Raw genomic sequence first — 22256 nt, 5'->3', positions numbered from 1 at the left:
TCAAAATTTAACAATGTCATCAATGAAGTTTGTGTCATGCCTGAGAGGAACAATTGGTAAGGACTTTCAGTGTCTGATACAATGTAAATGAAAATAGTATGAATGAAATGACGAAGATTTAATAAATGGAGATGATCGAATGAGTGAAATCCTGAGAATGACCCCAGGACCTACCTATGTTACAGAAAGAGTCAGAAAAGCCATGGCCATGCCCATTCTGAATCCGGATATGGAAGAAGCGTTCTTTGAGAAATACAAGAGCACCCAGAAGCTTTTTCAGAAAATCTACAAAACGGAAGAAGAAGTGCTGATCTTAAGTGGAGAAGGCATCCTGGGGCTGGAAGCGGCCTGTGCTTCGCTCATTGAACCTGGAGATAAGGTCCTTTGCATCGATAACGGCATATTCGGCCACGGGTTCATGGATTTCGTGAAGCTTTATGGCGGGGAAGTCACGGTCTTTGAAAGTCCTTATGATGAAGCGTTGGATGCAGATCGGCTAGCAGAGTTTCTGAAAAAGAACCATGACTTCAAGCTTGCCACCCTGGTGCACTGCGAAACGCCCGCAGGCATAACGAATCCCGTGGACCGCATCTGTCCACTGCTGAAAAGCTATGGCATTCTTTCCATTGTAGACAGTGTTTCCGCCATGGTGGGAGAACCCATGGAGATGGATGCGTGGAAGATGGATGTGGTTTTAGGCGCCTCCCAGAAATGCATCTCCGCTCCTCCGGGGCTGACCCTTGTGGGCATCAGCGCCGATGCGAAGAAAGCCATGAAGGAGAGAAAAACGCCTGTTGCGGGATTCTATCTGAATCTCATGATCTTTGAGGGATGGTATGAAAAGAAGTGGTTTCCCTATTCTCAGCCCGTGAGCGACATCTTTGCCCTGGAAGAGGCGCTGAAGGTGATTCTGGAAGAGGAGGACATTGAGAAGCGTCACCGCGTTCTGGCGGAAGCCACAAGAAAAGCGGTGACAGGTGCTGGTCTTTCGCTGTATGCGAAAAGCGGTCATGCAAGCACCGTGAGCACCATTGTGCTGCCGGAAGGCATCTCCTTCAGTATGCTGAAAGACGAGATGCTTGAAAAGCATGGGATTCTCATCGGAGGGGCCTTCGACTATCTGGGTAATCAGGTCTTCCGTATCGGACACATGGGAGAAAACGCCAGAGAGGAGAAACTCTATAGAACGCTCAAAGCCCTTCACCACTCCTTTACTGCTCTGGGCATGAAGCTTAAAGAATCCATGCATGAACGCTTTGTGAAAGAGATGGAAGGCATAATATGAAGGAAGGCATGATGGAGCGTAGCACAAGAGAAGACATGATGTTCATTGATGATGGGATTGTGGCATACAATCAGGGAAAGGTTCCTTTCACGCAGAAGCCTGCCTTCATTCCAGTGAATCGTGTCATCCGAAATGAGGAAGGAGAGATCCTTGCAGGAGTAAACAGCATGATCTACTGCTGGAGAGTCCTGGCCATCGATGTGCTCTGGGTGAAGGAAGAGTATCGAAAGAGGGGATATGGGACGCGGCTTCTAGAGGAACTGGAGAGAGTGGCGAAAGAGGAAAACTGCAGCCTGATGCATCTGGATACCTTCGATTTTCAGGCGAAGGAATTCTATGAAAAGAATGGCTTTGCAGTTTTCGGAACATTGGAGAACTGTCCGCCTGGACACATGAGATACTATATGAAAAAGGAGATCGGGACAGTCTGAGAAAACAGAAATCAGAAAGGGAAGAGGATGTGAAAGCATGCTCTTTTTTGCTGGGGCAGAAAGATTGTTAAAAAATATTTATCAAAAACCTCTTTACAGCGATACCCCCCTATGGTATTATTTAAACATACCTGGAGGGGGTATGAAGCTTCCTCCTGTTTTTAAAGCGTATAAACAACCGATAGATGAAAAAGAGGGGTAATAAGATGTTTTGGAATAAGACGAAATCTGTAACAACCGATGAACTGCAGGCCATGCTGAAAGAAAGACCAGCCATACTGGATGTAAGAGAAGCCTATGAATTCAAGAACGGACACATTCCCGGTGCGAAGAATCTTCCACTGGCCAAGGTGGACACCTATACAGGCAAAGGTCCGGTCTATGTGATCTGCCAGTCTGGAGCACGAAGCGCCAGTGCAACAAAGAAACTGACCAAAATGGGCGTGGATGCCATCAATGTCAAAGGCGGCATGAACATGTGGAAAGGAGCGAGAAAGTAATGAAGATTGTAATTGTAGGCGGCGTAGCAGGTGGAATGTCTGCAGCGACCAGACTGAGAAGACTGAATGAAGATGCGGAGATCATCATTCTGGAAAAGGGACCCTATGTGTCCTTTGCCAACTGTGGACTTCCTTATTTCGTATCCGGAGAGATCACCAAAAGATCCAAGCTTCTGGTCCAGACGCCAGAAAGCCTGAGAGGAAGATTCGAACTGGACGTGAGAGTAAATACAGAGGCGCTTTCCATCGATCCTGAAAAGAAGGAGATTCTTGTGAAGGGCGAAGAAGGAGAATATGCCATCTCCTATGACAAACTGATCCTCTCTCCTGGAGCAAGACCTTTTGTACCGAATACACCTGGACTTCCTGAAGCGAAGAATGTGTTCACCATGAGAAACGTTCCGGACGTGGATGCCGTCACAGGATTCATGAAAGATGCGGATCCTAAGAAGGCTGTGGTCATAGGTGCCGGATTCATAGGCCTTGAAATGGCCGAAGCCCTTCATAACAGAGGTCTTGATGTGAGCGTTGTGGAAATGGCTCCACAGGTCCTTCCACCATTTGACTTCGAGATGTCCGCCTTCGTGAAAGACGAACTGGAAAAGAACGGAATCAAGGTCTACACAGGCGTTGCAGCCAGCGCTTTCCATGAAGAAGGAAAAATCGTGGAGCTGCAGAACGGTGTGAGACTGGCAAGCGATCTCACCGTCATGTCTGTAGGAGTCCTTCCTGAAAACGCCCTGGCCAAGACGGCCGGTGTGGAACTTGGCATGCGTGGGGGAATCCTTGTGGATGAGCACTACGAAACCAGCGTGAAGGATGTCTATGCCGTGGGCGATGCCATCATCGTGAAGAATCAGATTCTTGAAGCGGACAGCATGATCCCCCTGGCCAATCCTGCCAACAGACAGGGCAGACAGGTGGCGGATGTCATCAGTGGATACAGAAGAAAGAATAAAGGGGCCATCGGTACCGCCATCGTCAGAGTGTTCGGTCTGTCCGCGGCGTCTGTGGGGCTCAATGAAAGACAGCTTCAGGCGGCAGAAATGAAGTACAAGGCCGTGCATGTGACAGCCAACGACCATGCGGGCTACTTCCCGGGGGCATCGTCCATCTATATGAAGATGCTGTTCAATCCGGAAGATGGAACCATCTACGGCGCACAGGGTGTGGGGCAGAAGGGTGTCGACAAGAGAATCGATATTCTGGCTACAGCCATCAAGGGAAATCTGAAAGTGGATGATCTGATGGAGCTGGAATTCACCTACGCACCACCTTTCGGTTCCGCCAAGGATCCGGTGAATATGCTGGGCTATGCGGCCACCAATATCATGGAAGGATTCTCAGAGAACATTCAGTGGTATGAGCTGGACGAAATGAGAAAAGAAGGGGCATACCTTCTCGATGTAAGAGATGTGAGTGAAGTGGAAAGAAGCGGGTCCATCGAAGGATTCGTGAATATTCCCATCAATGACTTAAGAAGCAGAATCAGCGAGCTGCCAGAAGACAAGACAATCGTTGTGAGCTGCGCAAGCGGACAGAGAAGCTATATGGCGGAAAGAATGCTGAAGCAGAAAGGCTTTAAGGCAGTGAACCTGGATGGCGCATTCAATATATACAGTAAAGCAAAGAAAGAGGAGATCAGGTAATATGTTTAATTCAGTAATGATGGCGGAGTTCGAGCAGCTTTTAAGAAAGGGCAATCTGAACGTTATAGATGTAAGAGAAATTGATGAGTTCGAATCCGGACACATCAAGGGAGCGGAGCATATCGCTCTGGGCACCATCCCTGCTAATCTGGACAAACTCGACAAGAACAAGGAATATCATGTGATCTGTCTATCTGGTGGACGATCCGCCATGGCATCCAAGTACCTTGCACAGCAGGGATATAAAATCGTTAATGTAATGGGAGGCATGTCCGCGTACAGAGGAGATGTGGAATTTGGAAGATAAGAAAAGCTATATCAACCGATTAAGTAGATTAGAAGGCCAGATCAGAGGCATCAGCAGGATGATCGAGGAAGACCGGGAATGTACGGATGTGGTGACACAGCTTTCCGCAGTGAAGGCGGGCATCGACAAGGTCATTACATTGATGGTCACGGAGAATCTCATGCACTGTGTGGCGGAAGAGAAGGCCGAAGACCAGAAGGACCGTGTGGAAGCGGCGCTGAAACTGATTTTCAAAAGCAGATAAAGAACGAAAGATTTGTACACCTGAGGGTTCATACCCTCGGGTGTATTTTTTCTGAACTTTTCTGTAAGCTTTGGTATAATGGTATCAGGTAGAAACGGTAAAGAATAAACAGGATGAAAAGGAGACAGAACTTTGGCAGACAAAAAGAAGCTCATGAACAGACTAAGCAGAACAGAAGGGCAGATCCGAGGCATCACGAAGATGATCGAAGAGGACAGGGACTGCAGGGAAATCGTCATTCAGCTGGCGGCAGTACGTGCTGGCGTGGACCGGGTGATCAATCTCATCGTGACGGAGAACCTTATGAGCTGTGTGCTCAGTGATACGGACGAGATCGACAAGAAACAGCTGGAAGAAGCGCTGGAGCTGATCTTCAAGCTCAAATAGTGCTGAGGAAGGGGGGGCGTTTCATGAACAAGGTATGGAATGTGGAAGATGTTCGCAAGCTCCTTGCTGAGACGGGAGAGAAGATGGGCTTTGACTGTGCCCATGTTCCTGTGGAAGTCAGCAGTCGGATGGAGAAAACCATGGGCTCCTTTCTCTTCCGTGAAAAGGAAGGCAGAATCACGGCCCATGCGTTCCGCTTTGCCCAGGTGCTTCTGTCAGGATATTATGATGAAAGCGTGGTGAGAAATGTCATCCTTCATGAATATGCGCACTTCTACGCCAACGTGAGGGACAACAGAAATCATAAACATGATGCCTATTTCAAGAGAGTCTGTGAGGAGCTGGGCATACCCACCCACACCTATTTCAAGGAGCTCCTGCCCAGAACGAAGAAGAACGGGTATATCCTCGTCTGCTCGAAATGCGGAAGCAGGGTGGCGGCAAGAAGAAAGGTGGATTCCGTGAACATGATTCTGAAATCCAAGGTTTCAGGATGCTGCCATGCGAAGATTCGAGCGAAAAAAGCGGTGTTCTAAGCACAGGACAGGAGCTTATTATTGGGGTTCACTATGGTATACTATTGGTGTGAACCAAAGAAAAATAGAAAGGCTGGTGCAATTTATGTTAAAAGTAGACCTATCGAAACTGGAGGGTTTCATGAGACCTCATGAGATCGAGTATCTGGACCCGCTGGTGAAAACTGCCCACAGGATGCTTCATGACAAGACGGGAGCAGGTAATGACTTTCTAGGCTGGGTGGACCTGCCAAGAGATTATGACAAAGAGGAATTTGAGCGGGTCAAGAAGGCTGCGGAAAAGATCAAGGCGGACTCCGACGTACTCATCGTCATCGGCATCGGCGGCTCCTATCTGGGCGCCAAGGCAGCCATCGAGATGATGAGCCATCATTTCTACAATTCCCTGCCGAAGGACAAGAGAAAGACCCCTGAAATCTATTTTCTGGGACAGAACATCTCCGGAGATTATCTGAACGATGTGCTGGAGATCATTGAAGGAAAAGATGTTTCCGTCAATGTGATTTCAAAATCCGGAACCACCACAGAACCTGCGGTGGCCTTCAGAGTCATGAAGGACTATCTGGAGAAGAAATACGGGAAACAGGAAGCGGCAAAGAGAATCTTCGCCACCACAGACAAGGCAAGAGGTGCGCTGAAGAGCCTGGCTACAGAAGAAGGATACGAGACCTTCGTGGTGCCCGATGATGTGGGTGGACGATTCACCGTGCTGACACCAGTGGGGCTGCTCCCCATCGCTGTGGCGGGCATCGACATCGATCTGATGATGAAGGGTGCGGCAGAAGCGCGAGAAGATTACAGCAAAGATTCTGTGAAGGACAATGAATGCTACGCCTATGCGGCAGCAAGAACTGCCCTCTACAACAGAGGAAAAGACATTGAGATTCTGGTGAACTATGAGCCTCAGCTGACCTTCTTCTCCGAATGGTGGAAGCAGCTCTTCGGTGAAAGTCACGGAAAGGACGGAAAGGGACTCTTCCCTGCATCGGTCAACTTCTCCACAGACCTTCATTCCATGGGACAGTTCATTCAGGATGGAACACGGAATATTTTCGAGACGGTGATCAACGTGGAAAATATGAACTCCAGCTTCACCATAGAAGCCAACGAAGACAATCTGGACGGACTGAACTTCCTGGCAGGCAAGACCATGGATGAAGTCAACAAGAATGCCTTCAAGGGAACCCTTCTGGCACATCTGGATGGAGGCGTACCGAACATCGTCCTGAATCTTCATGACAAGAAGGAAGAGAGCTTCGGTTACATGGTCTACTTCTTCGAGCTGGCCAATGCCATCAGCGGATACCTTCTGGGCATCAATCCCTTCGACCAGCCTGGAGTGGAAGACTACAAGAAGAACATGTTTGCCCTTCTTGGAAAGCCCGGCTATGAAGAGCTGAAAGCGGCACTGGAGAAGAGACTTCAGTAAAGAAGAAAAAACAGATCGATGAATGGTGGAAGGACCCGGAATGCTTTTCCGGGTCTTCCATGCATCATAGCGGAAAAGGAGGAGAAATTATGGCGAAAGAAAGGGTGGATAAGGTCCTTTCCAATATGGGATTCGGCAGCCGGAAGGAAATCAAGGAGAAAATCAAGAAGAAGGTGGTCACCGTGGAGGGGGAAGTGGTCACGGACCCGGGATTCAAGGTGGACCCGGAGGAGGACAGAATCATCATCGAAGGAGAAGAGGTGTTCTACAGAAAATACATCTATCTCATGATGAACAAGCCCCAGGGGGTGGTGTCGGCGACCTTTGACAATCACGACCAGACGGTCATCGACCTTCTGCCTTTTGACTACAAGGCCTTCGACCCGGCTCCTGTGGGCAGGCTGGATAAGGATACCGTGGGGCTTCTGCTCATCACCAACGATGGAGAAATGAATCATAAGCTGCTCTCACCCAGAAGTCATGTGGACAAGGTCTATTATGCCTATCTGGAGAAGGAAGCCACGGAGGAGGATGTGAAAGCCTTTGAGAAGGGGGTGGTCCTTTCTGACGGTTACAAGTGCATGCCGGCAGGTCTTGAAATCTTCAAGGAAGATGCGAAGGAAGTCCATGTGACGCTTCGGGAAGGAAAGTTTCATCAGGTGAAGCGGATGTTCCATGCCAGAGGGAATGAAGTGACCTATCTGCAGAGAGTCTCCTTCGGACCGCTGAAACTGGATGAGGAGCTGGAGGAGGGAGACTTCCGGGAGCTCACGGAAGAGGAGCTTTCTGCCCTGATAAATGTAAATAATTAATGGTTTACATCTCGCTTTAGTGAAATGTAAAGGTTTCAAAATGTCAGGTTCTGAAACTTGGCGAAAACCGTTGAAAATGAACGGAAACATGGACTATAATCATTCTTGTAAGGACAGAATAAAAAGATGTATAGCCCCTTTTTATTGTCGTATAACCACCCCCCAATAGGTTATACAAACTTTCTCTGAATCCCCCCAATTTTCAGAGAAAATGATTTTGAAAGCCTGAACGCAAGTCGTTCAGGTTTTTTTGTGCCCGGACATAAAACATCTGTTCGAATTCACCCTATATTCAAGGGGTTCTTCTGTGTTATAATTGAGGTTGAGAAAGAAGGAGTTGAGAATGTGGATTTAAAAGAACTGTTGAATGAAGAGCAATATATCGCGACCACTACCACCGAGGGGCCGCTTCTCATATTAGCCGGTGCAGGTTCAGGAAAGACCCGAGTGCTGACCCATAGAATCGCCTATATGATCCAGGAGAAGAGGGTCAGTCCCTATGAGATTCTGGCTATCACGTTCACCAACAAGGCTGCCGGCGAGATGAAGGAAAGAGTGAAGACCCTGGTGGGAGATACAGCAGAGTATATGTGGATCTCCACCTTCCACTCCAGCTGTGCGAAAATCCTGAGACGTGAAATAGAAGCCATCGGATACAAGAAGGATTTCACCATCTATGACAGCTATGACCAGAAGTCCCTCATGAAGCAGGTGACCAAGGAGCTTTCCATCGATGAAAAGGATCTGACGGATAAGGAGATCATCAGTCATATCTCCACGGCGAAGAATCTTCTGGAGACGCCGCTGGATTTCAAGAAGAAGAACGAGTACCATTTCCGTCTGAACAAGGTAGCTGATGCCTACATCCTCTATCAGAAGAAACTGAAGCAGAATAACGCCCTGGACTTTGACGACATCATCATGAAGACCGTGGAAGTCTTCGAGAAGTTCCCGGATGTGCTGAAAAGATATCAGGACAAGTTCCGCTACGTTCTGGTGGATGAGTATCAGGATACGAACCACGCCCAGTACAGACTGGTGCAGCTCCTGACGAAAGACCACAAGAACATCTGCGTGGTGGGCGATGACGACCAGAGCATCTATCAGTTCAGAGGCGCCGATATCAGAAACATTCTCGATTTCGAGATGGATTATCCCCTGGCCAAAGTGGTGAAGCTGGAGAAGAACTACCGGAGTGTGGGGAACATCCTGGCTGCAGCCAATGCGGTGATCAAGAACAACACGGAAAGAAAAGAGAAGACCCTGAAGAAGACCAAGGATGAAGGGGGCAAGATCAAAGTCTACCGCGCCACGGACGATTTTGACGAGGCGAACTTCGTGGTCCGTGAAATGGAAAGACTCTACAGAGACGGGAGAAACTACAGGGAAATGGCCGTGCTCTACAGAACCAACGCCCAGTCCAGAAAGTTCGAGGAAGCCCTCATGAGAGAAGGGGTGCCCTACAAGCTCATTGGGGGACTGAAGTTCTACGACCGTAAGGAAATCAAGGACATACTGGCCTACCTGAAGATCATCAACAATCCCTTTGATGAGGTGAGCCTGAGAAGAATCATCAATGTGCCCAAGCGTAAGATCGGAAACACCACCGTGGAGAAACTGCAGATGAATGCCAATGCCCAGGAGGAAAGTCTTTTCGACACCATCATGGAAGTGGAGGAGTACAGGATTCTTACCGCTGGAGCTCTTTCGGCGGTGCGCGGTTTCCGGGACATGGTGCTGTCCTTCAATGAAAAGCAGCTGGACCTGAAGCTTTCGGAGCTGGTGGACCATATTCTGAAGGAAACCGGTTATCTCAAGGAGCTTCGGGAATCCAAAAGCCCGGAGGACATCTCCCGTGTGGAGAATCTGGAGGAATTCGTCAATGTGGTGCTGGAATATGAGATGAAGACGGAAGAACCCTCTCTTGCTGACTTTCTGGAGACGGTGGTGCTGGTGGCGGACATCGACAACTACGATGAAGACGCGGACAGTGTGACGCTGATGACGCTGCACAGCGCCAAAGGACTGGAGTTTCCGGTGGTCTTCATGGTGGGCATGGAGAACGGACTGTTTCCGGGTTCCTCCTCCTTCAATGACCCCAAGGAAATGGAAGAATCCAGAAGGCTCGCCTATGTGGGCATCACAAGAGCCATGGAAGAGCTCTACCTGACCTATGCCGAGAGCCGTATGGTCTATGGCAGAATCGTGAACTATCCCGCATCGGATTTTCTGCTGGATATCCCATCGGCCCTGAAGGAGTATCTCAATGACGAGAAGAAGGCCTACAGGAAGAATGTGAATCCCCATACCATCAAGTACAAGGACAAGAATCTCAAGTACACGGATTACAATGTGGAGAAAGCCCTGGAGGATGCCGCAAGGATTCTGGATGTACCGGGCCACAAGGCCATGGGGCCGGAGGATCTTACACCCGGTGCCAAGGTGAAGCATCCGAAATTCGGTGTGGGCACCATCATCAGCACCCAGGATGCCAAGGGAGATGTGAAGCTCACCATCGCCTTCGATAATATGGGCATCAAGCACCTGATGCTGAGTCTGGCGCCGCTGGAGCTGGCCTAGGAGAAACGCGGCCGGGTTGAATATTTTATAAGGAGACGGCTGGTGCGCAGCCAAAGGATTCGTATGGAAGAGAAAAGAAGAGAGATTGAAAAGCTGGTAGAGGAGCTGAACACCTATGCCAGAGAATATTACACCTATGACAATCCCAGTATTTCCGACAAGGAGTATGATGCGCTCTATGACAGGCTGGTGGCCCTTGAAAAGGAAACGGGCTATGTGCTTTCCTATTCTCCCACCCAGAGAGTGGGGGACATAGCGCTGGCTTCCTTTGTGAAGCATAGACACAAAGCCAGACTCTGGAGCCTGGACAAGGCCCAGGATCTGACGGAGCTCAGCGCCTGGCACAAGAGGAATCTGGAGTTTGTGGAGAAGTATAACAGTGAACATCCGGAAAAGCTCCCTGACCTCAAGTACATCGTCACGAGGAAATTCGACGGTCTCACGGTGAATGCCACCTATGACGAAAACGGCATCCTTGTGACCGCAGCCACCCGAGGCAACGGAACAGTGGGAGAGGAAGTGAGCTCTCAGGTGAAGACCATCGGGTCTGTTCCCCTTCGCATTGATTCCGAAGATGTGCTTGAAATCCATGGAGAAGCCATGATGACCAAGGAAGCCTTCAGAAAATACAATGAGAAGGCGGATACGCCGCTGAAGAATACAAGAAACGGCGCCGCGGGGGCCCTTCGGAACCTGAACCTTGCCGAGACCAGAAGAAGAAACCTCACGGTGTTCTTCTACGACATCGGCTACAAGGAAGGCCAGCCCTTCCAGACCTACCGGGAGATGATTGCTTTCATCAAAGAGAAGGGCTTTCTGACCGACGGTTATTTTAAAGAAGCGGATGACTTCACCACCCTGGAAAAGCTCATCAAGGAAATCCAGGAGGAGAGAGAAGGTCTGGACTTCGATATCGACGGCGTGGTCATTGCCATCGACGATATGAGAACGAGAGAACTTCTGGGCTACACCATCAAGTTTCCCAGATGGGCCATCGCCTACAAGTTTGAAGCGGAGGAAGCGGTGACGAAGCTTCTGGATGTGGAATGGAATGTGGGCAGAACCGGAAGAGTGAATCCCACGGCGATTTTAGAGCCTGTGGAGCTGTCGGGGGTCACGGTGAAGCGTGCCACCCTGAACAATATGGATGACATTCATAGGAAAGGCGTCTCCATCGGATCCATGGTGCTGATAAGGCGCTCCAATGATGTGATTCCCGAGATCATGGGCGTGGTGGATGAGGAGCTGGAGGAGCAGGTGACGAAAATTCTTCCACCTGTGCACTGCCCATCCTGCGGTACAGAGCTCATTGTGGACGGGGCGCACCTAATCTGCGAGAACACGCTTTCCTGCAAGCCTCAGCTCATCAAGAGCATTGTCCATTTCTCCGGAAGAGATGCCATGAACATTGAAGGGCTCAGTGAGAAGACCGTGGAGCAGCTCTTCGAGAAACTGGATATCCGGGAAGTCTCCAGCCTTTATACCCTGACAAAGGAAGATCTTCTGACCCTGGACAAGGTGAAGGACAAGAAGGCGGAGAATCTTCTTGCCGCCATCGAGAAATCCAGAGAAAGAGAGCTCCATGCCTTTCTGTATGCCTTGGGCATTCCCAATGTGGGCATCTCCACCGCGAGAGACCTGGAGGCCACCTTCCAGACACTGGAAAAGGTCATGAAGGCCACGAAGGAAGAGCTGGTGGCGGTGAATGATGTGGGCGAGATTGTGGCGGACAGCATTCTGACCTTCTTCTCCTCAGAGGAGATCCGGGAAGAGATTGAAAAGCTTCTGCAGCATGTGACCCTCATCCATGAAGAAGCGGAAATCATCGAGAGTCCCTTCACCGGGAAGACGGTGGTCCTCACAGGCTCCCTTGAAAAGTTCACCCGAAAGGATGCGGAAGAAAAGCTCCTCTCTCTGGGGGCGAAGGTGACCTCCTCCGTGTCCAAGAAGACGGATTATGTGGTCTATGGGAAGGAAGCGGGATCAAAGCTTGCGAAAGCGCAGACTCTGGGTGTGAAGACCCTGACGGAAGAGGAATTTCTGGACATGACAGGTGAGAAGAATGAATGAGAAGAAAAGGAAGAAGGTGACCCTTGAGAACATCCTGGGCAGTCTCGGCTGGCTCATGCTGGCGGTGACGGTTCTGGTTGTCGGACTGACCGTCATGACCCTCAACGGAGTGCTTCATATGCCGCTCTTCAGGAATTATCTCCCCATCGGCATCTCCCTCTTCGTGGGGCTTCTGATCTGGGGCATGAGGTTCTACTTCAATGCCAGGAAGTATCCAAGCTACATGAAGTACAGCATATTCTCCTTTGTTTTCGCGCTGATTCAGTTAATTTTTCTCTTGTCTAATGTATATTAGAAAGAGTTATGCTAAAATAGTATAAGGTTTTTTGCGGAAAAGTTATGACCTCATGTCGTAACTTTTTCCTTGTAGATAGAATAATTTATGGAGGTGTGATATGGCGGTATCCAGAAAGGACGTAGACTATATCAAGGAGCTGGCCAGGCTCCACATAAGTGAAGAGGAAAAGGATGGACTGGTTACGGATCTTAATATGATCCTGTCCTATGTGGACAAGCTTCAGGAGCTGGACACGGATGAGGTGGAGATTCTTGTGAATCCGCTCTACATCGAGAATGTATATCGGGAAGATGTGGTGGAGGAGTCTCTCACCACGGAAGATTTTCTCATGAATGCGCCGGAGCGTGTGGAGGATTATCTCAAGGTTCCCAGCGTGATAGACAGGGAGGATGCATAATGGACTTATTTAGAATGAAATCCCATGAGCTGAAGGAACTTCTTACCAAGGGGGAAGTGAAGAGCGAAGAGATCGTAGGCAGTTTTCTTCAGAGAATCGAAGAAGTGGAACCCAAAGTGGATGCATTTCTTTATGTCAATAAAGAAGAAAGCCTGAAAAGAGCAAGAGAAATCGATGAGAAGAAGAGAAGCGGTGGGATGCTTTCGGGCATTCCTGTAGGCATCAAGGACAATATTTCCGTCAGGGGCATGCAGAACACCTGCGCGTCGAAGTTCATGGAAGGATACATTGCGCCTTATGATGCCACGGTGGTGACAAGGCTCAAGGAAGATGGAGCCATCATCCTGGGCAAGCTCAACATGGATGAATTCGCCATGGGTTCTTCCACGGAGCACAGCGCCTATAAGATCACCAGAAATCCCCATGACCTGGATAGAGTGCCGGGCGGTTCATCAGGAGGCTCCGCTGCAGCGGTTTCCGCTCTGGAAGTGCCCCTTTCCCTGGGGACTGATACAGGAGGCTCCGTAAGACAGCCTGCTGCGTTCTGCGGGATCCCGGGCCTGAAGCCCACCTATGGAAACATCTCCAGATACGGCGTCACCGCCTTCGGATCCACTCTGGATCAGGTGGGCACCTTTGCAGGAGACGTACGGGATCTGGCGCTTCTGACCACCTCCATCAGCGGTCACGACGAAATGGATATGACCACCAACAAGAGAGAAAAGGCGGATCTTTTCACAGGACTCAATAAGGACATCCGTGGAAAGAAAATCGCCATCGCCAAGGACTTTCTTGGAGAAGGGCTGAACGAAGACGCCAGAAAGAATCTCATGGACATGATCGAAGTGCTGAAGGACCTGGGTGCTGAGATTGATTTCATCGATCTGAAGCTGACGGACTATTCTCTGGCGGCCTACTACATCATTTCTTCCGCAGAGGCATCCTCGAATCTGGCCAGATTCGATGGCATCCGTTACGGAAAGAGAGCAGAGGACGCGGCGGACCTTCTGGATCTCTACAAGAAATCCAGAAGCGAGGGCTTCGGTGCGGAAGTGAAGAGAAGAATCATGCTGGGGACCTATGTTCTTTCTGCGGGATACTATGATGCCTACTACAGCAAAGCGCTGAAGGTGCGTAAGCTCATCCAGGAGGAATACAAGGAGATCTTCAGAAGCTATGATGCCATCATATCCCCCACCACACCCACTCCGGCCTTTAAGATCGGAGACAATACGGAAGACATCATGGCCATGTATCTCAACGACATCTATACGGTGCCTGTGAACATCGCAGGAATTCCTGCGGTATCCATTCCGTCCGGTAAGGTCAACGGACTTCCTCTGGGTCTTCAGATCATGGGGAATCACTTCGACGAGCAGGGCATCTTAAACATCGCCTATGCGGTGGAAGACAGCCTGAAGCTTGACATGACACCAGGATTATAGGAGGGGGAGAGAAGATGAACTATGAAGCAGTCATTGGACTGGAAGTCCATGTAGAACTATCCACGAAAACCAAGGCTTTCTGCGGATGTACCACACAGTATGGCGGGAAACCGAACTCCCATGTGTGTCCTGTCTGTCTGGGTCTCCCAGGGGCACTGCCCAGGGTGAACCTGGAAGTGGTGAACAAGGCCATCAAGACGGGGCTTGCGCTGAACTGCAGCATCAACCGGTTCAACCGGTTCGACCGGAAGAACTATTTCTATCCGGATGCACCCAAGAGCTACCAGATCACCCAGAATGATTTTCCCATCTGCTACGACGGATACATCGAGGTGACCACCGCCGAGGGGGAAAAGAAGAAGATCGGTCTGGAGAGAATCCATATGGAAGAGGATGCGGGCAAGCAGCTTCATTCCAGTAAGGGCACACTGGTGGATTTCAACCGTTCCGGGGTTCCGCTCATCGAGATCGTTTCAAAACCCGATATCCGGACACCTGAGGAAGCCACCCAGTATCTCACCAAACTGAGATCCATTCTGCTTTCTCTAGGGGTATCCGATGTGAAGATGGAGGAAGGATCCCTGCGCTGTGATGGAAACATCTCCATCCGGGAAAAGGGAGCTACTGAGTATGGAGTGAAAAGCGAAATCAAGAACATGAACTCCTTCAAGGCGCTGGAGAAGGCGCTCCGCTATGAGTTCGACAGGCAGGTTGCTGCTCTGGAAAACGGGGAGAAGCTCACGGTGGAGACCAGAAGATGGGATGAATCTGCCGAGAAGACGGTGGTCATGCGTTCCAAGGAAATGGCCAACGATTACCGCTACTTCCCGGAAGGGGACCTGGTGTCCCTCAATATCAGTGAAGAGTGGATCGAAGGCATCCGGGCAAGCATCAGGGAGCTTCCTCATGAGAAGGAGGAGCGCTTCGTGCGCGAATACGGCATTCCTGCCTACGACGCCATGGTGCTGACATTAACGGAAGACATGGCGGACTTCTTTGATGAGACCGCAAAGATTTCAGGAGACGCCAAGGGCGCTTCCAACTGGCTCATGGGCGATATTTCGAGGCTCATGAATGAAAAGGGCACCTGGATTTCCGAGCTGCAGTTCACGCCGAAGGATCTTTCCGACCTTCTGGGGCTCATTCGGGAAGGCACCATCTCCACAGCCATCGCCAAAAAGGTGGTGGAGTTCATGTTTGCCGAGGGAAAAAATCCCAAGGTCATCGTGGAGGAGAAGGGGCTGGTTCAGAATAATGATGAGGACTTCATCCTTTCTGAAGTGAAGAAAGTGCTGGATGCTCATCCCAATGTGGTGGAGGACTACAGAAACGGAAAAACCAAGATCATGGGCTTTGCTGTGGGCCAGACCATGAAGGCGACAAAGGGAAAAGCGAATCCGGCCATCATCAACAAGCTGGTGAAGGAAGAGCTGGACAGAAGAATATAAGTGAATCACGAGATGCCCGGGAGCCTTTGCCCCTGGGCATCTGTTTCCATATAGAGATGAGTCAGCCTTCGGTTTTTCCGGAGCATAGGAAATCATTAAAGAAGCGTGTATCATGAAACAGTTGAAGGCTGTCGTGAAATCTGCGCTTCACGGGCTTAGGGTCAGGTGTTTGTATCTTCCCTCAGCTGTGCTAAAATGAGAATAGATTTATTTTAGAGGAAACAGGTAGAAGAAATGATAACAGGAAAACTGAACTGGGATGTTTTAAAAAAGCTCCTTGCAAGAAATCAGGGAGCCATACGGCCTGAAGTGGAAAAGGGCGGCGCCGTGGGAGAAGACTGCGCGGTGGTGAACCTGGGGGAAGAAAAACTGATTCTCTCCACGGACCCTGTGACGGCTGCGGCGGAAGGTGCAGGGCACATCGCCTTCCACATCAACATCAACGACATCGCCACCACAGGGGCAAGACCCCTGGGGATCATGGTGACCATTCTTGCGCCCAAGGAGGCTTCCCTCATCGACATCGAAAAAGTCATGAGAGACATCTCCAGGGAAGCAAAGGAAAATGAGGTGATGATTCTCGGCGGCCATACGGAAGTGACGGATGCGGTGAACCGCATGATCGTATCGGTGACGGCCATCGGCACCATGGACCCGGGTGAAGAAGTGGTCTGGACCGGCGGGGCGAAAGCCGGGGACAAGATCATCGTGACCAAGGCTCTGGGACTGGAAGGCACGTCCATCCTGGTGGCAGACTTCTTCGAACAAGCGAAGGAAGTGCTCACTGCGGCGGAAATGAAGGAAGCCAGGGGCTTCTCGAAGGAGCTCTCTGTACTGAAGGAAGGACGGCTTCTGAGAAATCTTGCTTCCTCCATGCACGACATCACCGAAGGCGGCGTTCTGGGGGCGCTGTGGGAAGTGAAGGAAGCATCGGGAAAAGGATTCCGGGTATATGAGGACAGGCTTCCTGTGCGAGCCGTGACAAGGAAGCTCTGCGATGCCTTTTCACTGGACCCTCTGAAGCTGATTTCCTCCGGCAGCATGCTGCTCACCGTGGAAAAGGAAGAAGAGGCCCTGACGCTCCTGAAGAAGCACGGCATCGAAGCCCATGTCATCGGAGAAGTGCTGGAAGAGGGCAGCTTTCTGGTGAAAGAGGGCCAGGAAATCCATGTGGAAGCACCGACGAGAGACGAAATATACAAACTGTACGATAAGTAGACTGTAAGAGGAGAGAGCTATGAGAATAGATGGAAGAAACCAGGACGAACTGAGAAAGCTGAAAATAACGAGAGGATTCACAAAATACTCCAAGGGGTCTGTGCTCATTGAGATGGGCGACACCAAGGTCATCTGCACAGCCACCGTGGAGGAGAAGGTGCCTGCCTTTCTGAAAGGCACAGGAAAGGGCTGGGTCACGGCCGAATATGCCATGCTGCCCAGTTCCACCCAGACCAGAAAGAACAGGGATATCTCAAGACTCAGGCTGGATGGCCGAAGCACGGAAATTCAGCGGCTCATCGGCAGAAGTCTGCGCTCGGTGATGAATCTGGATGTCCTAGGTGAAAGAACCATCTGGATCGACTGTGATGTCATTCAGGCCGATGGCGGCACAAGATGCGCTTCCATCACCGGTGCTTTTGTAGCCCTTACCGATGCGGTGAATGCCATCGATAAGGAGACACCTTTTGAAACCTATCCCATCAGCGGCATGGTTTCCGCCATCAGTGTGGGCATCGGCGAAGAAGGTCCGATTCTGGATCTGAACTATGCGGAGGACTCCACGGCCATGGTGGATATGAACGTGATCATGAACGAAAAAGGTGAATTCATAGAGCTTCAGGGAACGGGGGAAGAGAGACCGTTCACCGCGAAGGAAATGAATGCACTTCTGACCCTGGCTTCCAAAGGGAACGAGGACCTGCTTGCCCAGGTGAAGGAGATCATGGGAGAAGATCTGAGGAGGATTCTGTAATGAAAAGACTGATCATTGCCAGCAACAATGCCCATAAAGTGAAGGAAATCAAGGATATGCTGAAGGAGTTTCAGTTTGAGATTCTGAGCCTGAAAGATGCCGGCATCGACATCGAGGTGGAAGAAGACCGGGACACCTTCATGGGGAATGCCTACAAAAAGGCGTTTGAGATCTATGAAACCCTGGATGAGGAAGAAAAGGAGAACACACTGGTTCTCTCCGATGATTCAGGTCTTGCGGTGGACCACCTGGAGGGAGCCCCTGGGGTCTATTCCGCCCGCTACGCTGGAGTTGCCCATGATGATGACAGGAACAATGAGAAGCTCCTGGAGGAGCTAAAGGACGTACCGGAGGATAAGCGCGGTGCGCAGTTTGTCACGGCCATGGTGCTTCTGGGCAAGGATCTGGATCTGAGAGTCTTTGGGGAAGCCAAAGGAAGAATCCTTCATGGACTGACCGGAAACGGCGGATTCGGCTATGATCCCCTTTTCCATTCCGATGATCTGGGGAAATCCTTCGGGGTCGCCTCCAGTGAAGAAAAGAACCGTGTTTCCCACAGAGGAAATGCGCTTCAGAATTTAATCAAGGAGCTGAGGAAGATTGAGGATCGCCATCGTCTCTGATACCCATAAATCCATGAGCGCCATCAACAGGGTCTGTGAAAAGATTGAAATGGAGAAGCCGGATCTGATTCTGCATCTGGGGGATGTCATGGAGGATGCGGATGCCATGGAGGCCATTTTGGACCGGGAAGTGCGAAGAGTGCCTGGAAACTGTGATTATGCCTATGGCATGAACCATGCCCTGTACATGGAAGTGGAGGATACCGCCGTCTATGCGGTCCATGGACACGAACAGGGGGTCAAGAGGAGTCTGCACCTTCTTGCGGGTGAGGCTGCGAGAAAAGGGGCCAAGATCGCCCTCTACGGCCATACCCATGTGGCGGGAGAAGAAAACATTGGTGGCGTTCATCTGCTGAATCCCGGCAGCGCTGCGCTGCCGAAAAACGGGCAGAAGAAAAGCATGGCTTTTCTCGAGATCAGAGGGAAGGCGTTTTCCTTTGAGATTGTGCATCTATAGTTGAAGAAATTGAAGAATATTCGGGGGAAATCATATATGACAATCGGTAAGAAAATCGGGATCTATGTGCTGGGCCTTTTTGTGCTGGCCTTCGGAATCTCCGTCTCGGTGAAAAGCAATCTGGGCGTTTCACCAGTAAGTTCACTGCCCTATGTGCTGAGCAGAATCGCTGACGTCGAAATGGGATATTTCACCATGGCGGTGTTCATCTCCTTTATTGTGGTGCAGCTCTTCATTCTGAGAAGGGAATTCAAGATTCTAAGCAGTATCCAGATTCTCGTATCCATCGCTTTCGGATACTTCGTGAACCTGTCTAATTTCCTGCTTCATGATTTCGCGACGCCTTCTTCCATGGCTCTTCGCGTGGTGCTTGCGGTGTCCAGTGCGGCCCTCTGCGGCCTTGGGATTTTTCTCTATATTGCTCCAAGAATCATGCCGCTTCCAGGAGAAGGGCTCACAGAAGCCATCTCCTATAAGACGGGAAAACCCTTCTCCAGAATCAAAGTGTATTTTGATCTGACCATGGTGGTCTTCAGTCTTTTGTTCTCGCTGGGATTTCTCAGGAGAATGGACGGTATTGGAATCGGCACGCTGATCTCTGCTCTTCTTATCGGAAAATTCGTGGGGATTTTCTCGAACCTTCTGAAAGAGAAAGTGCAGATTTTCCTTGGCAGACCGCAGCCTCTTTTTGCATCCAGTAAGGTGCCTGCAGGAGAAAAATCCACCCTGGAATAAAAGCAAATTATCGTCTTTTTTGACTTTTGTACTTTTAATAATAGGACAGTTGGGTTATAATCATAATTGACCTTAGTTTCCAGCGGCAATGACATTTTTCTGGAGCAGGATAATTCTATGACGCCATGTAGTAGACTCTGAAGACGGGGAAATAATTATTCGTCTTTTTGGATTGAGGCATAAGGGATTTAGCTTTCCGGAAAAAGAATCCCGAAAAATCTTCCAGGTAAGGTATTGACGGGCACCGGATTTTAGTATAGAATTATTTTTGTCGTCGAAAACAAGACGACCCACGGGGTGTAGCGCAGCTGGGAGCGCGCGTGCTTTGGGAGCATGAGGTCGCAGGTTCAATCCCTGTCACCCCGACCATTTTAAAATGGTACTTTTATCCTAGTGCAGACTACGCGTCTTTAGCTCAGCTGGATAGAGCAACGCCCTTCTAAGGCGTGGGCCAGGAGTTCGAATCTCTTAAGACGCACCAATTAATGGGATATCGCCAAGTGGTAAGGCTCCAGACTCTGACTCTGGCATCGTTGGTTCGAATCCAGCTATCCCAGCCATTTCATGATCCACTAGCTCAGTCGGTAGAGCACATGACTTTTAATCATGGTGTCCGGGGTTCGATTCCCCGGTGGATCACCATTTATGCGGGTGTAGTTCAATGGTAGAACTCCAGCCTTCCAAGCTGGTCGTGAGGGTTCGATTCCCTTCACCCGCTCCAGTATTTTAATCCTACGGGGTGTAGCGCAGCTGGGAGCGCGCGTGCTTTGGGAGCATGAGGTCGCAGGTTCAATCCCTGTCACCCCGACCATTAAAATATCATAACATGCGGGAGTGGCTCAGTGGTAGAGCGTCACCTTGCCAAGGTGAACGTCGCGAGTTCGAATCTCGTCTTCCGCTCCATTTATGCGTCTTTAGCTCAGCTGGATAGAGCAACGCCCTTCTAAGGCGTGGGCCAGGAGTTCGAATCTCTTAAGACGCACCATATATGGTGGACGTAGTTCAGTTGGTAGAGCGCCAGATTGTGATTCTGGTTGTCGTGGGTTCGAGTCCCATCGTTCACCCCATTTTTTTCAGTGGGATATCGCCAAGTGGTAAGGCACCAGACTTTGACTCTGGCATTCGTTGGTTCGAATCCAGCTATCCCAGCCAATAAGAGAATATAGCATGCAGATGTGGCGAAATTGGCAGACGCACTAGACTTAGGATCTAGCGCCGAGAGGCGTGGGGGTTCGACTCCCTTCATCTGCACCATGACATGCGGGAGTGGCTCAGTGGTAGAGCGTCACCTTGCCAAGGTGAACGTCGCGAGTTCGAATCTCGTCTTCCGCTCCATGCGGGTGTAGTTCAATGGTAGAACTCCAGCCTTCCAAGCTGGTCGTGAGGGTTCGATTCCCTTCACCCGCTCCATTAAAGCCTGCCTGGTGGCAGGCTTTTTCCATATCACCTGCCCATCATGCCTCATTAGCTCAGTTGGATAGAGTACTGGTCTTCGAAACCAATGGTCGGGCGTTCGAGTCGCCCATGGGGCACCAAAAGGACAGGAACACAAAAAGAGACCCTCTGAGAAGCGATCTGCTTCTCGGAGGGTCTCTTTTTCGCCTTCATTCAGGAATCATGAATTTTGGGTGAATAGTAAGAGAAGAGGCTAGAGCCCTGGTGAATCCGGTGATAGAATAAAAATGATGGCCGCAGGAGCTGTGGAAGAAGAAAGAGAAAGAACTGGAGCTGCAGGGGGGGATACGATGAAGTTTGATCTGCTGTTGGGCATGGAAGAGAATGAAGTAGGAGATAGAAAGATTTTTCGCAGAGAAGCGGTGCGAGGGCTTGTGAGAAGAAAGGACCTTCTGCTTCTGATCCGAACGAAGGAAGGAGACTTGAAGTTTCCGGGTGGAGGCATTGAAGAGGAGGAAAGTCACGAGGAGGCGCTGAAACGGGAAGTTCTGGAAGAAACAGGACTGGAAGTGGAGCAGGTTTATGAACTCGTCGGCAAGGTCACTGAAAGAAGAGTAGACAAGTATGATGAGAAGACGGTCTTTGAGATGGTTTCCTGGTATTATGGATGCAAGGGTGAAGGGGAGATGGGACGGCAGCGGCTCAGCTTATATGAGGCCCAACTGGAATTCACACCGGAGTGGATGGAGCTCAGAGAGGCTTTTCACCGGAACCTGCGCCTCTTCTCTGACAGTTTTCCAAGCAGATGGCTGGAAAGAGAAACAGAAGTGATGCGCATGCTGCTTGAGGAAGATTCCTGGGATTAAGGGTGAACCAATAACTGGAGGAATAGAAAATGAGAAGACTCCTCAGCGGTACCACCTACTGGAGCAAGAGGAAGGATGAGTTTCATCCTCCACCTCTCAAAAAGGAGCTGGAAAAGATCCCATCATGGAGATTGTAAGTCTGGACCGATAGTAAGCTGAATAGAAAAGTGATAGTCTATGGAGAACAGTTGATTTCCATGGACTATTTCTTTTTATCTGATTTCCAGACTTTTTTCAGATGTTTCCAAACTGTAAACGTGAACATGGGAACTTAGGGGTTGTCAACCTCTGAAACCTCATGTATAATCAAAATATTCTTGCTGGAGAAACATCTGTATTTGATACAAGGACAAAACTTAGGATATGGATCGTTGTAGGGTCTTACGATGG

General features: G+C 50.0%; 23 protein-coding genes and 14 tRNA genes. All 37 read left to right on the top strand.

Features of this window, described 5'->3' with window-relative positions; genetic code table 11:
- Window positions 1-139 precede the first annotated feature (139 nt).
- The 37 genes from J3A84_RS06205 to J3A84_RS06025 all read left to right on the top strand — a co-directional run bounded on the left by J3A84_RS06205 (window position 140) and on the right by J3A84_RS06025 (window position 21866).
- Complete coding sequence (locus tag J3A84_RS06205) at window positions 140-1285, top strand: pyridoxal-phosphate-dependent aminotransferase family protein (protein ID WP_207599137.1); 1146 nt, start codon at window positions 140-142, stop codon at window positions 1283-1285.
- The gene (locus tag J3A84_RS06200; protein ID WP_207599136.1) at window positions 1282-1716 is read left to right on the top strand and encodes a GNAT family N-acetyltransferase; all 435 of its coding nucleotides are present in this window, start codon (window positions 1282-1284) and stop codon (window positions 1714-1716) included. Before J3A84_RS06205 ends, J3A84_RS06200 begins: the two co-directional genes overlap by 4 nt.
- Before the next feature lie 37 nt (window positions 1717-1753).
- Window positions 1754-1918 (top strand): hypothetical protein, encoded by a 165-nt coding sequence (locus J3A84_RS06195; RefSeq protein ID WP_207599135.1) that lies wholly within the window; start codon window positions 1754-1756, stop codon window positions 1916-1918.
- A 4-nt stretch (window positions 1919-1922) separates the two neighbouring features.
- Entirely contained in the window at window positions 1923-2216 is a 294-nt protein-coding gene (locus J3A84_RS06190; RefSeq protein ID WP_207599134.1) for a rhodanese-like domain-containing protein, read from the top strand.
- Window positions 2216-3865, top strand: a complete 1650-nt coding sequence (locus J3A84_RS06185) for an FAD-dependent oxidoreductase (RefSeq protein ID WP_207599133.1) — start codon at window positions 2216-2218, stop codon at window positions 3863-3865. Before J3A84_RS06190 ends, J3A84_RS06185 begins: the two co-directional genes overlap by 1 nt.
- A 1-nt stretch (window position 3866) precedes the next feature.
- Window positions 3867-4172: a rhodanese-like domain-containing protein gene (locus J3A84_RS06180; RefSeq protein ID WP_207599132.1), complete on the top strand. Its 306-nt coding sequence runs from the start codon at window positions 3867-3869 to the stop codon at window positions 4170-4172.
- On the top strand, window positions 4162-4416 hold the full coding sequence (locus J3A84_RS06175) for a metal-sensing transcriptional repressor (protein WP_207599131.1): 255 nt from the start codon (window positions 4162-4164) through the stop codon (window positions 4414-4416). Before J3A84_RS06180 ends, J3A84_RS06175 begins: the two co-directional genes overlap by 11 nt.
- 132 nt (window positions 4417-4548) lie before the next feature.
- Window positions 4549-4803 (top strand): metal-sensitive transcriptional regulator, encoded by a 255-nt coding sequence (locus J3A84_RS06170; protein WP_242694051.1) that lies wholly within the window; start codon window positions 4549-4551, stop codon window positions 4801-4803.
- Between the two features lie 23 nt (window positions 4804-4826).
- A complete protein-coding gene (locus J3A84_RS06165) occupies window positions 4827-5339 on the top strand; it encodes a SprT-like domain-containing protein (protein WP_207599130.1) in 513 nt (170 codons plus the stop codon).
- 85 nt (window positions 5340-5424) lie between these two features.
- Entirely contained in the window at window positions 5425-6768 is a 1344-nt protein-coding gene (locus J3A84_RS06160) for a glucose-6-phosphate isomerase (RefSeq protein WP_242694050.1), read from the top strand.
- Window positions 6769-6857: 89 nt separating this feature from the next.
- On the top strand, window positions 6858-7580 hold the full coding sequence (locus J3A84_RS06155; RefSeq protein WP_207599128.1) for a 16S rRNA pseudouridine(516) synthase: 723 nt from the start codon (window positions 6858-6860) through the stop codon (window positions 7578-7580).
- 345 nt (window positions 7581-7925) lie between these two features.
- Window positions 7926-10160 carry a DNA helicase PcrA gene (gene pcrA / locus J3A84_RS06150; RefSeq protein ID WP_207599127.1) on the top strand — a complete coding sequence of 745 codons (2235 nt, stop codon included), beginning with the start codon at window positions 7926-7928 and terminating at the stop codon, window positions 10158-10160.
- A 63-nt stretch (window positions 10161-10223) separates the two neighbouring features.
- Window positions 10224-12230, top strand: a complete 2007-nt coding sequence (gene ligA, locus J3A84_RS06145) for an NAD-dependent DNA ligase LigA (protein WP_207599126.1) — start codon at window positions 10224-10226, stop codon at window positions 12228-12230.
- A complete protein-coding gene (locus J3A84_RS06140) occupies window positions 12223-12525 on the top strand; it encodes a hypothetical protein (RefSeq protein ID WP_207599125.1) in 303 nt (100 codons plus the stop codon). The genes ligA and J3A84_RS06140 overlap by 8 nt, the downstream gene beginning before the upstream one ends.
- Before the next feature lie 100 nt (window positions 12526-12625).
- Window positions 12626-12925, top strand: a complete 300-nt coding sequence (gatC, locus tag J3A84_RS06135; protein ID WP_207599124.1) for an Asp-tRNA(Asn)/Glu-tRNA(Gln) amidotransferase subunit GatC — start codon at window positions 12626-12628, stop codon at window positions 12923-12925.
- Window positions 12925-14370, top strand: a complete 1446-nt coding sequence (gene gatA / locus J3A84_RS06130; protein ID WP_207599123.1) for an Asp-tRNA(Asn)/Glu-tRNA(Gln) amidotransferase subunit GatA — start codon at window positions 12925-12927, stop codon at window positions 14368-14370. Before gatC ends, gatA begins: the two co-directional genes overlap by 1 nt.
- A 14-nt stretch (window positions 14371-14384) precedes the next feature.
- A complete protein-coding gene (gene gatB / locus J3A84_RS06125; RefSeq protein ID WP_207599122.1) occupies window positions 14385-15818 on the top strand; it encodes an Asp-tRNA(Asn)/Glu-tRNA(Gln) amidotransferase subunit GatB in 1434 nt (477 codons plus the stop codon).
- Window positions 15819-16052: 234 nt separating this feature from the next.
- Complete coding sequence (locus tag J3A84_RS06120) at window positions 16053-17036, top strand: AIR synthase family protein (RefSeq protein WP_207599121.1); 984 nt, start codon at window positions 16053-16055, stop codon at window positions 17034-17036.
- A gap of 19 nt (window positions 17037-17055) precedes the next feature.
- Window positions 17056-17790, top strand: coding sequence for a ribonuclease PH (gene rph, locus J3A84_RS06115; protein WP_207599120.1), 735 nt, complete (start codon window positions 17056-17058; stop codon window positions 17788-17790).
- Window positions 17790-18413 carry an RdgB/HAM1 family non-canonical purine NTP pyrophosphatase gene (rdgB, locus tag J3A84_RS06110; protein WP_207599119.1) on the top strand — a complete coding sequence of 208 codons (624 nt, stop codon included), beginning with the start codon at window positions 17790-17792 and terminating at the stop codon, window positions 18411-18413. The genes rph and rdgB overlap by 1 nt, the downstream gene beginning before the upstream one ends.
- Entirely contained in the window at window positions 18391-18870 is a 480-nt protein-coding gene (locus J3A84_RS06105; protein ID WP_207599118.1) for a metallophosphoesterase family protein, read from the top strand. The genes rdgB and J3A84_RS06105 overlap by 23 nt, the downstream gene beginning before the upstream one ends.
- Window positions 18871-18906: 36 nt before the next feature.
- Complete coding sequence (locus J3A84_RS06100) at window positions 18907-19605, top strand: YczE/YyaS/YitT family protein (protein WP_207599117.1); 699 nt, start codon at window positions 18907-18909, stop codon at window positions 19603-19605.
- Between the two features lie 293 nt (window positions 19606-19898).
- A tRNA-Pro gene (locus tag J3A84_RS06095) sits at window positions 19899-19974 on the top strand.
- 35 nt (window positions 19975-20009) lie between these two features.
- Window positions 20010-20086 (top strand) — tRNA-Arg (locus tag J3A84_RS06090).
- A 5-nt stretch (window positions 20087-20091) separates the two neighbouring features.
- A tRNA-Gln gene (locus tag J3A84_RS06085) sits at window positions 20092-20165 on the top strand.
- A gap of 6 nt (window positions 20166-20171) precedes the next feature.
- Window positions 20172-20247 (top strand) — tRNA-Lys (locus J3A84_RS06080).
- Between the two features lie 5 nt (window positions 20248-20252).
- A tRNA-Gly gene (locus J3A84_RS06075) sits at window positions 20253-20326 on the top strand.
- Between the two features lie 14 nt (window positions 20327-20340).
- Window positions 20341-20416, top strand: a tRNA-Pro gene (locus J3A84_RS06070).
- 17 nt (window positions 20417-20433) lie between these two features.
- Window positions 20434-20508 (top strand) — tRNA-Gly (locus J3A84_RS06065).
- A 5-nt stretch (window positions 20509-20513) separates the two neighbouring features.
- A tRNA-Arg gene (locus J3A84_RS06060) sits at window positions 20514-20590 on the top strand.
- A 6-nt stretch (window positions 20591-20596) separates the two neighbouring features.
- Window positions 20597-20672, top strand: a tRNA-His gene (locus J3A84_RS06055).
- Window positions 20673-20682: 10 nt separating this feature from the next.
- Window positions 20683-20757, top strand: a tRNA-Gln gene (locus J3A84_RS06050).
- Window positions 20758-20774: 17 nt separating this feature from the next.
- Window positions 20775-20859 (top strand) — tRNA-Leu (locus J3A84_RS06045).
- A 6-nt stretch (window positions 20860-20865) separates the two neighbouring features.
- Window positions 20866-20940, top strand: a tRNA-Gly gene (locus J3A84_RS06040).
- A 1-nt stretch (window position 20941) separates the two neighbouring features.
- Window positions 20942-21015: transfer RNA gene (locus J3A84_RS06035), tRNA-Gly, on the top strand.
- Window positions 21016-21063: 48 nt separating this feature from the next.
- A tRNA-Arg gene (locus J3A84_RS06030) sits at window positions 21064-21140 on the top strand.
- A 147-nt stretch (window positions 21141-21287) separates the two neighbouring features.
- Window positions 21288-21866, top strand: coding sequence for an NUDIX domain-containing protein (locus tag J3A84_RS06025; RefSeq protein WP_207599116.1), 579 nt, complete (start codon window positions 21288-21290; stop codon window positions 21864-21866).
- The last annotated feature ends 390 nt before the right edge of the window (window positions 21867-22256 follow it).

Source organism: Proteiniclasticum aestuarii, assembly GCF_017368455.1.
Lineage (GTDB): Bacteria > Bacillota > Clostridia > Clostridiales > Clostridiaceae > Proteiniclasticum > Proteiniclasticum aestuarii.
Note: the sequence above shows the minus strand (reverse complement) of the source record. Positions and strands in the feature narration are given on the sequence as shown.

Excerpts from the sequence above, each read along its gene's own strand:
- J3A84_RS06200 (WP_207599136.1), top strand. The coding sequence starts at position 1,282 with ATGAAGGAAGGCATGATGGAGCGTAGCACAAGAGAAGACATGATGTTC.
- J3A84_RS06140 (WP_207599125.1), top strand. The coding sequence starts at position 12,223 with ATGAATGAGAAGAAAAGGAAGAAGGTGACCCTTGAGAACATCCTGGGC.
- J3A84_RS06185 (WP_207599133.1), top strand. The coding sequence starts at position 2,216 with ATGAAGATTGTAATTGTAGGCGGCGTAGCAGGTGGAATGTCTGCAGCG.
- J3A84_RS06195 (WP_207599135.1), top strand. The coding sequence starts at position 1,754 with ATGCTCTTTTTTGCTGGGGCAGAAAGATTGTTAAAAAATATTTATCAA.
- gatC (WP_207599124.1), top strand. The coding sequence starts at position 12,626 with ATGGCGGTATCCAGAAAGGACGTAGACTATATCAAGGAGCTGGCCAGG.
- J3A84_RS06205 (WP_207599137.1), top strand. The coding sequence starts at position 140 with ATGAGTGAAATCCTGAGAATGACCCCAGGACCTACCTATGTTACAGAA.
- ligA (WP_207599126.1), top strand. The coding sequence starts at position 10,224 with ATGGAAGAGAAAAGAAGAGAGATTGAAAAGCTGGTAGAGGAGCTGAAC.
- J3A84_RS06120 (WP_207599121.1), top strand. The coding sequence starts at position 16,053 with ATGATAACAGGAAAACTGAACTGGGATGTTTTAAAAAAGCTCCTTGCA.
- J3A84_RS06100 (WP_207599117.1), top strand. The coding sequence starts at position 18,907 with ATGACAATCGGTAAGAAAATCGGGATCTATGTGCTGGGCCTTTTTGTG.
- J3A84_RS06025 (WP_207599116.1), top strand. The coding sequence starts at position 21,288 with ATGATGGCCGCAGGAGCTGTGGAAGAAGAAAGAGAAAGAACTGGAGCT.
- J3A84_RS06160 (WP_242694050.1), top strand. The coding sequence starts at position 5,425 with ATGTTAAAAGTAGACCTATCGAAACTGGAGGGTTTCATGAGACCTCAT.
- gatB (WP_207599122.1), top strand. The coding sequence starts at position 14,385 with ATGAACTATGAAGCAGTCATTGGACTGGAAGTCCATGTAGAACTATCC.
- J3A84_RS06190 (WP_207599134.1), top strand. The coding sequence starts at position 1,923 with ATGTTTTGGAATAAGACGAAATCTGTAACAACCGATGAACTGCAGGCC.
- J3A84_RS06180 (WP_207599132.1), top strand. The coding sequence starts at position 3,867 with ATGTTTAATTCAGTAATGATGGCGGAGTTCGAGCAGCTTTTAAGAAAG.
- gatA (WP_207599123.1), top strand. The coding sequence starts at position 12,925 with ATGGACTTATTTAGAATGAAATCCCATGAGCTGAAGGAACTTCTTACC.
- rph (WP_207599120.1), top strand. The coding sequence starts at position 17,056 with ATGAGAATAGATGGAAGAAACCAGGACGAACTGAGAAAGCTGAAAATA.
- rdgB (WP_207599119.1), top strand. The coding sequence starts at position 17,790 with ATGAAAAGACTGATCATTGCCAGCAACAATGCCCATAAAGTGAAGGAA.
- J3A84_RS06155 (WP_207599128.1), top strand. The coding sequence starts at position 6,858 with ATGGCGAAAGAAAGGGTGGATAAGGTCCTTTCCAATATGGGATTCGGC.
- J3A84_RS06165 (WP_207599130.1), top strand. The coding sequence starts at position 4,827 with ATGAACAAGGTATGGAATGTGGAAGATGTTCGCAAGCTCCTTGCTGAG.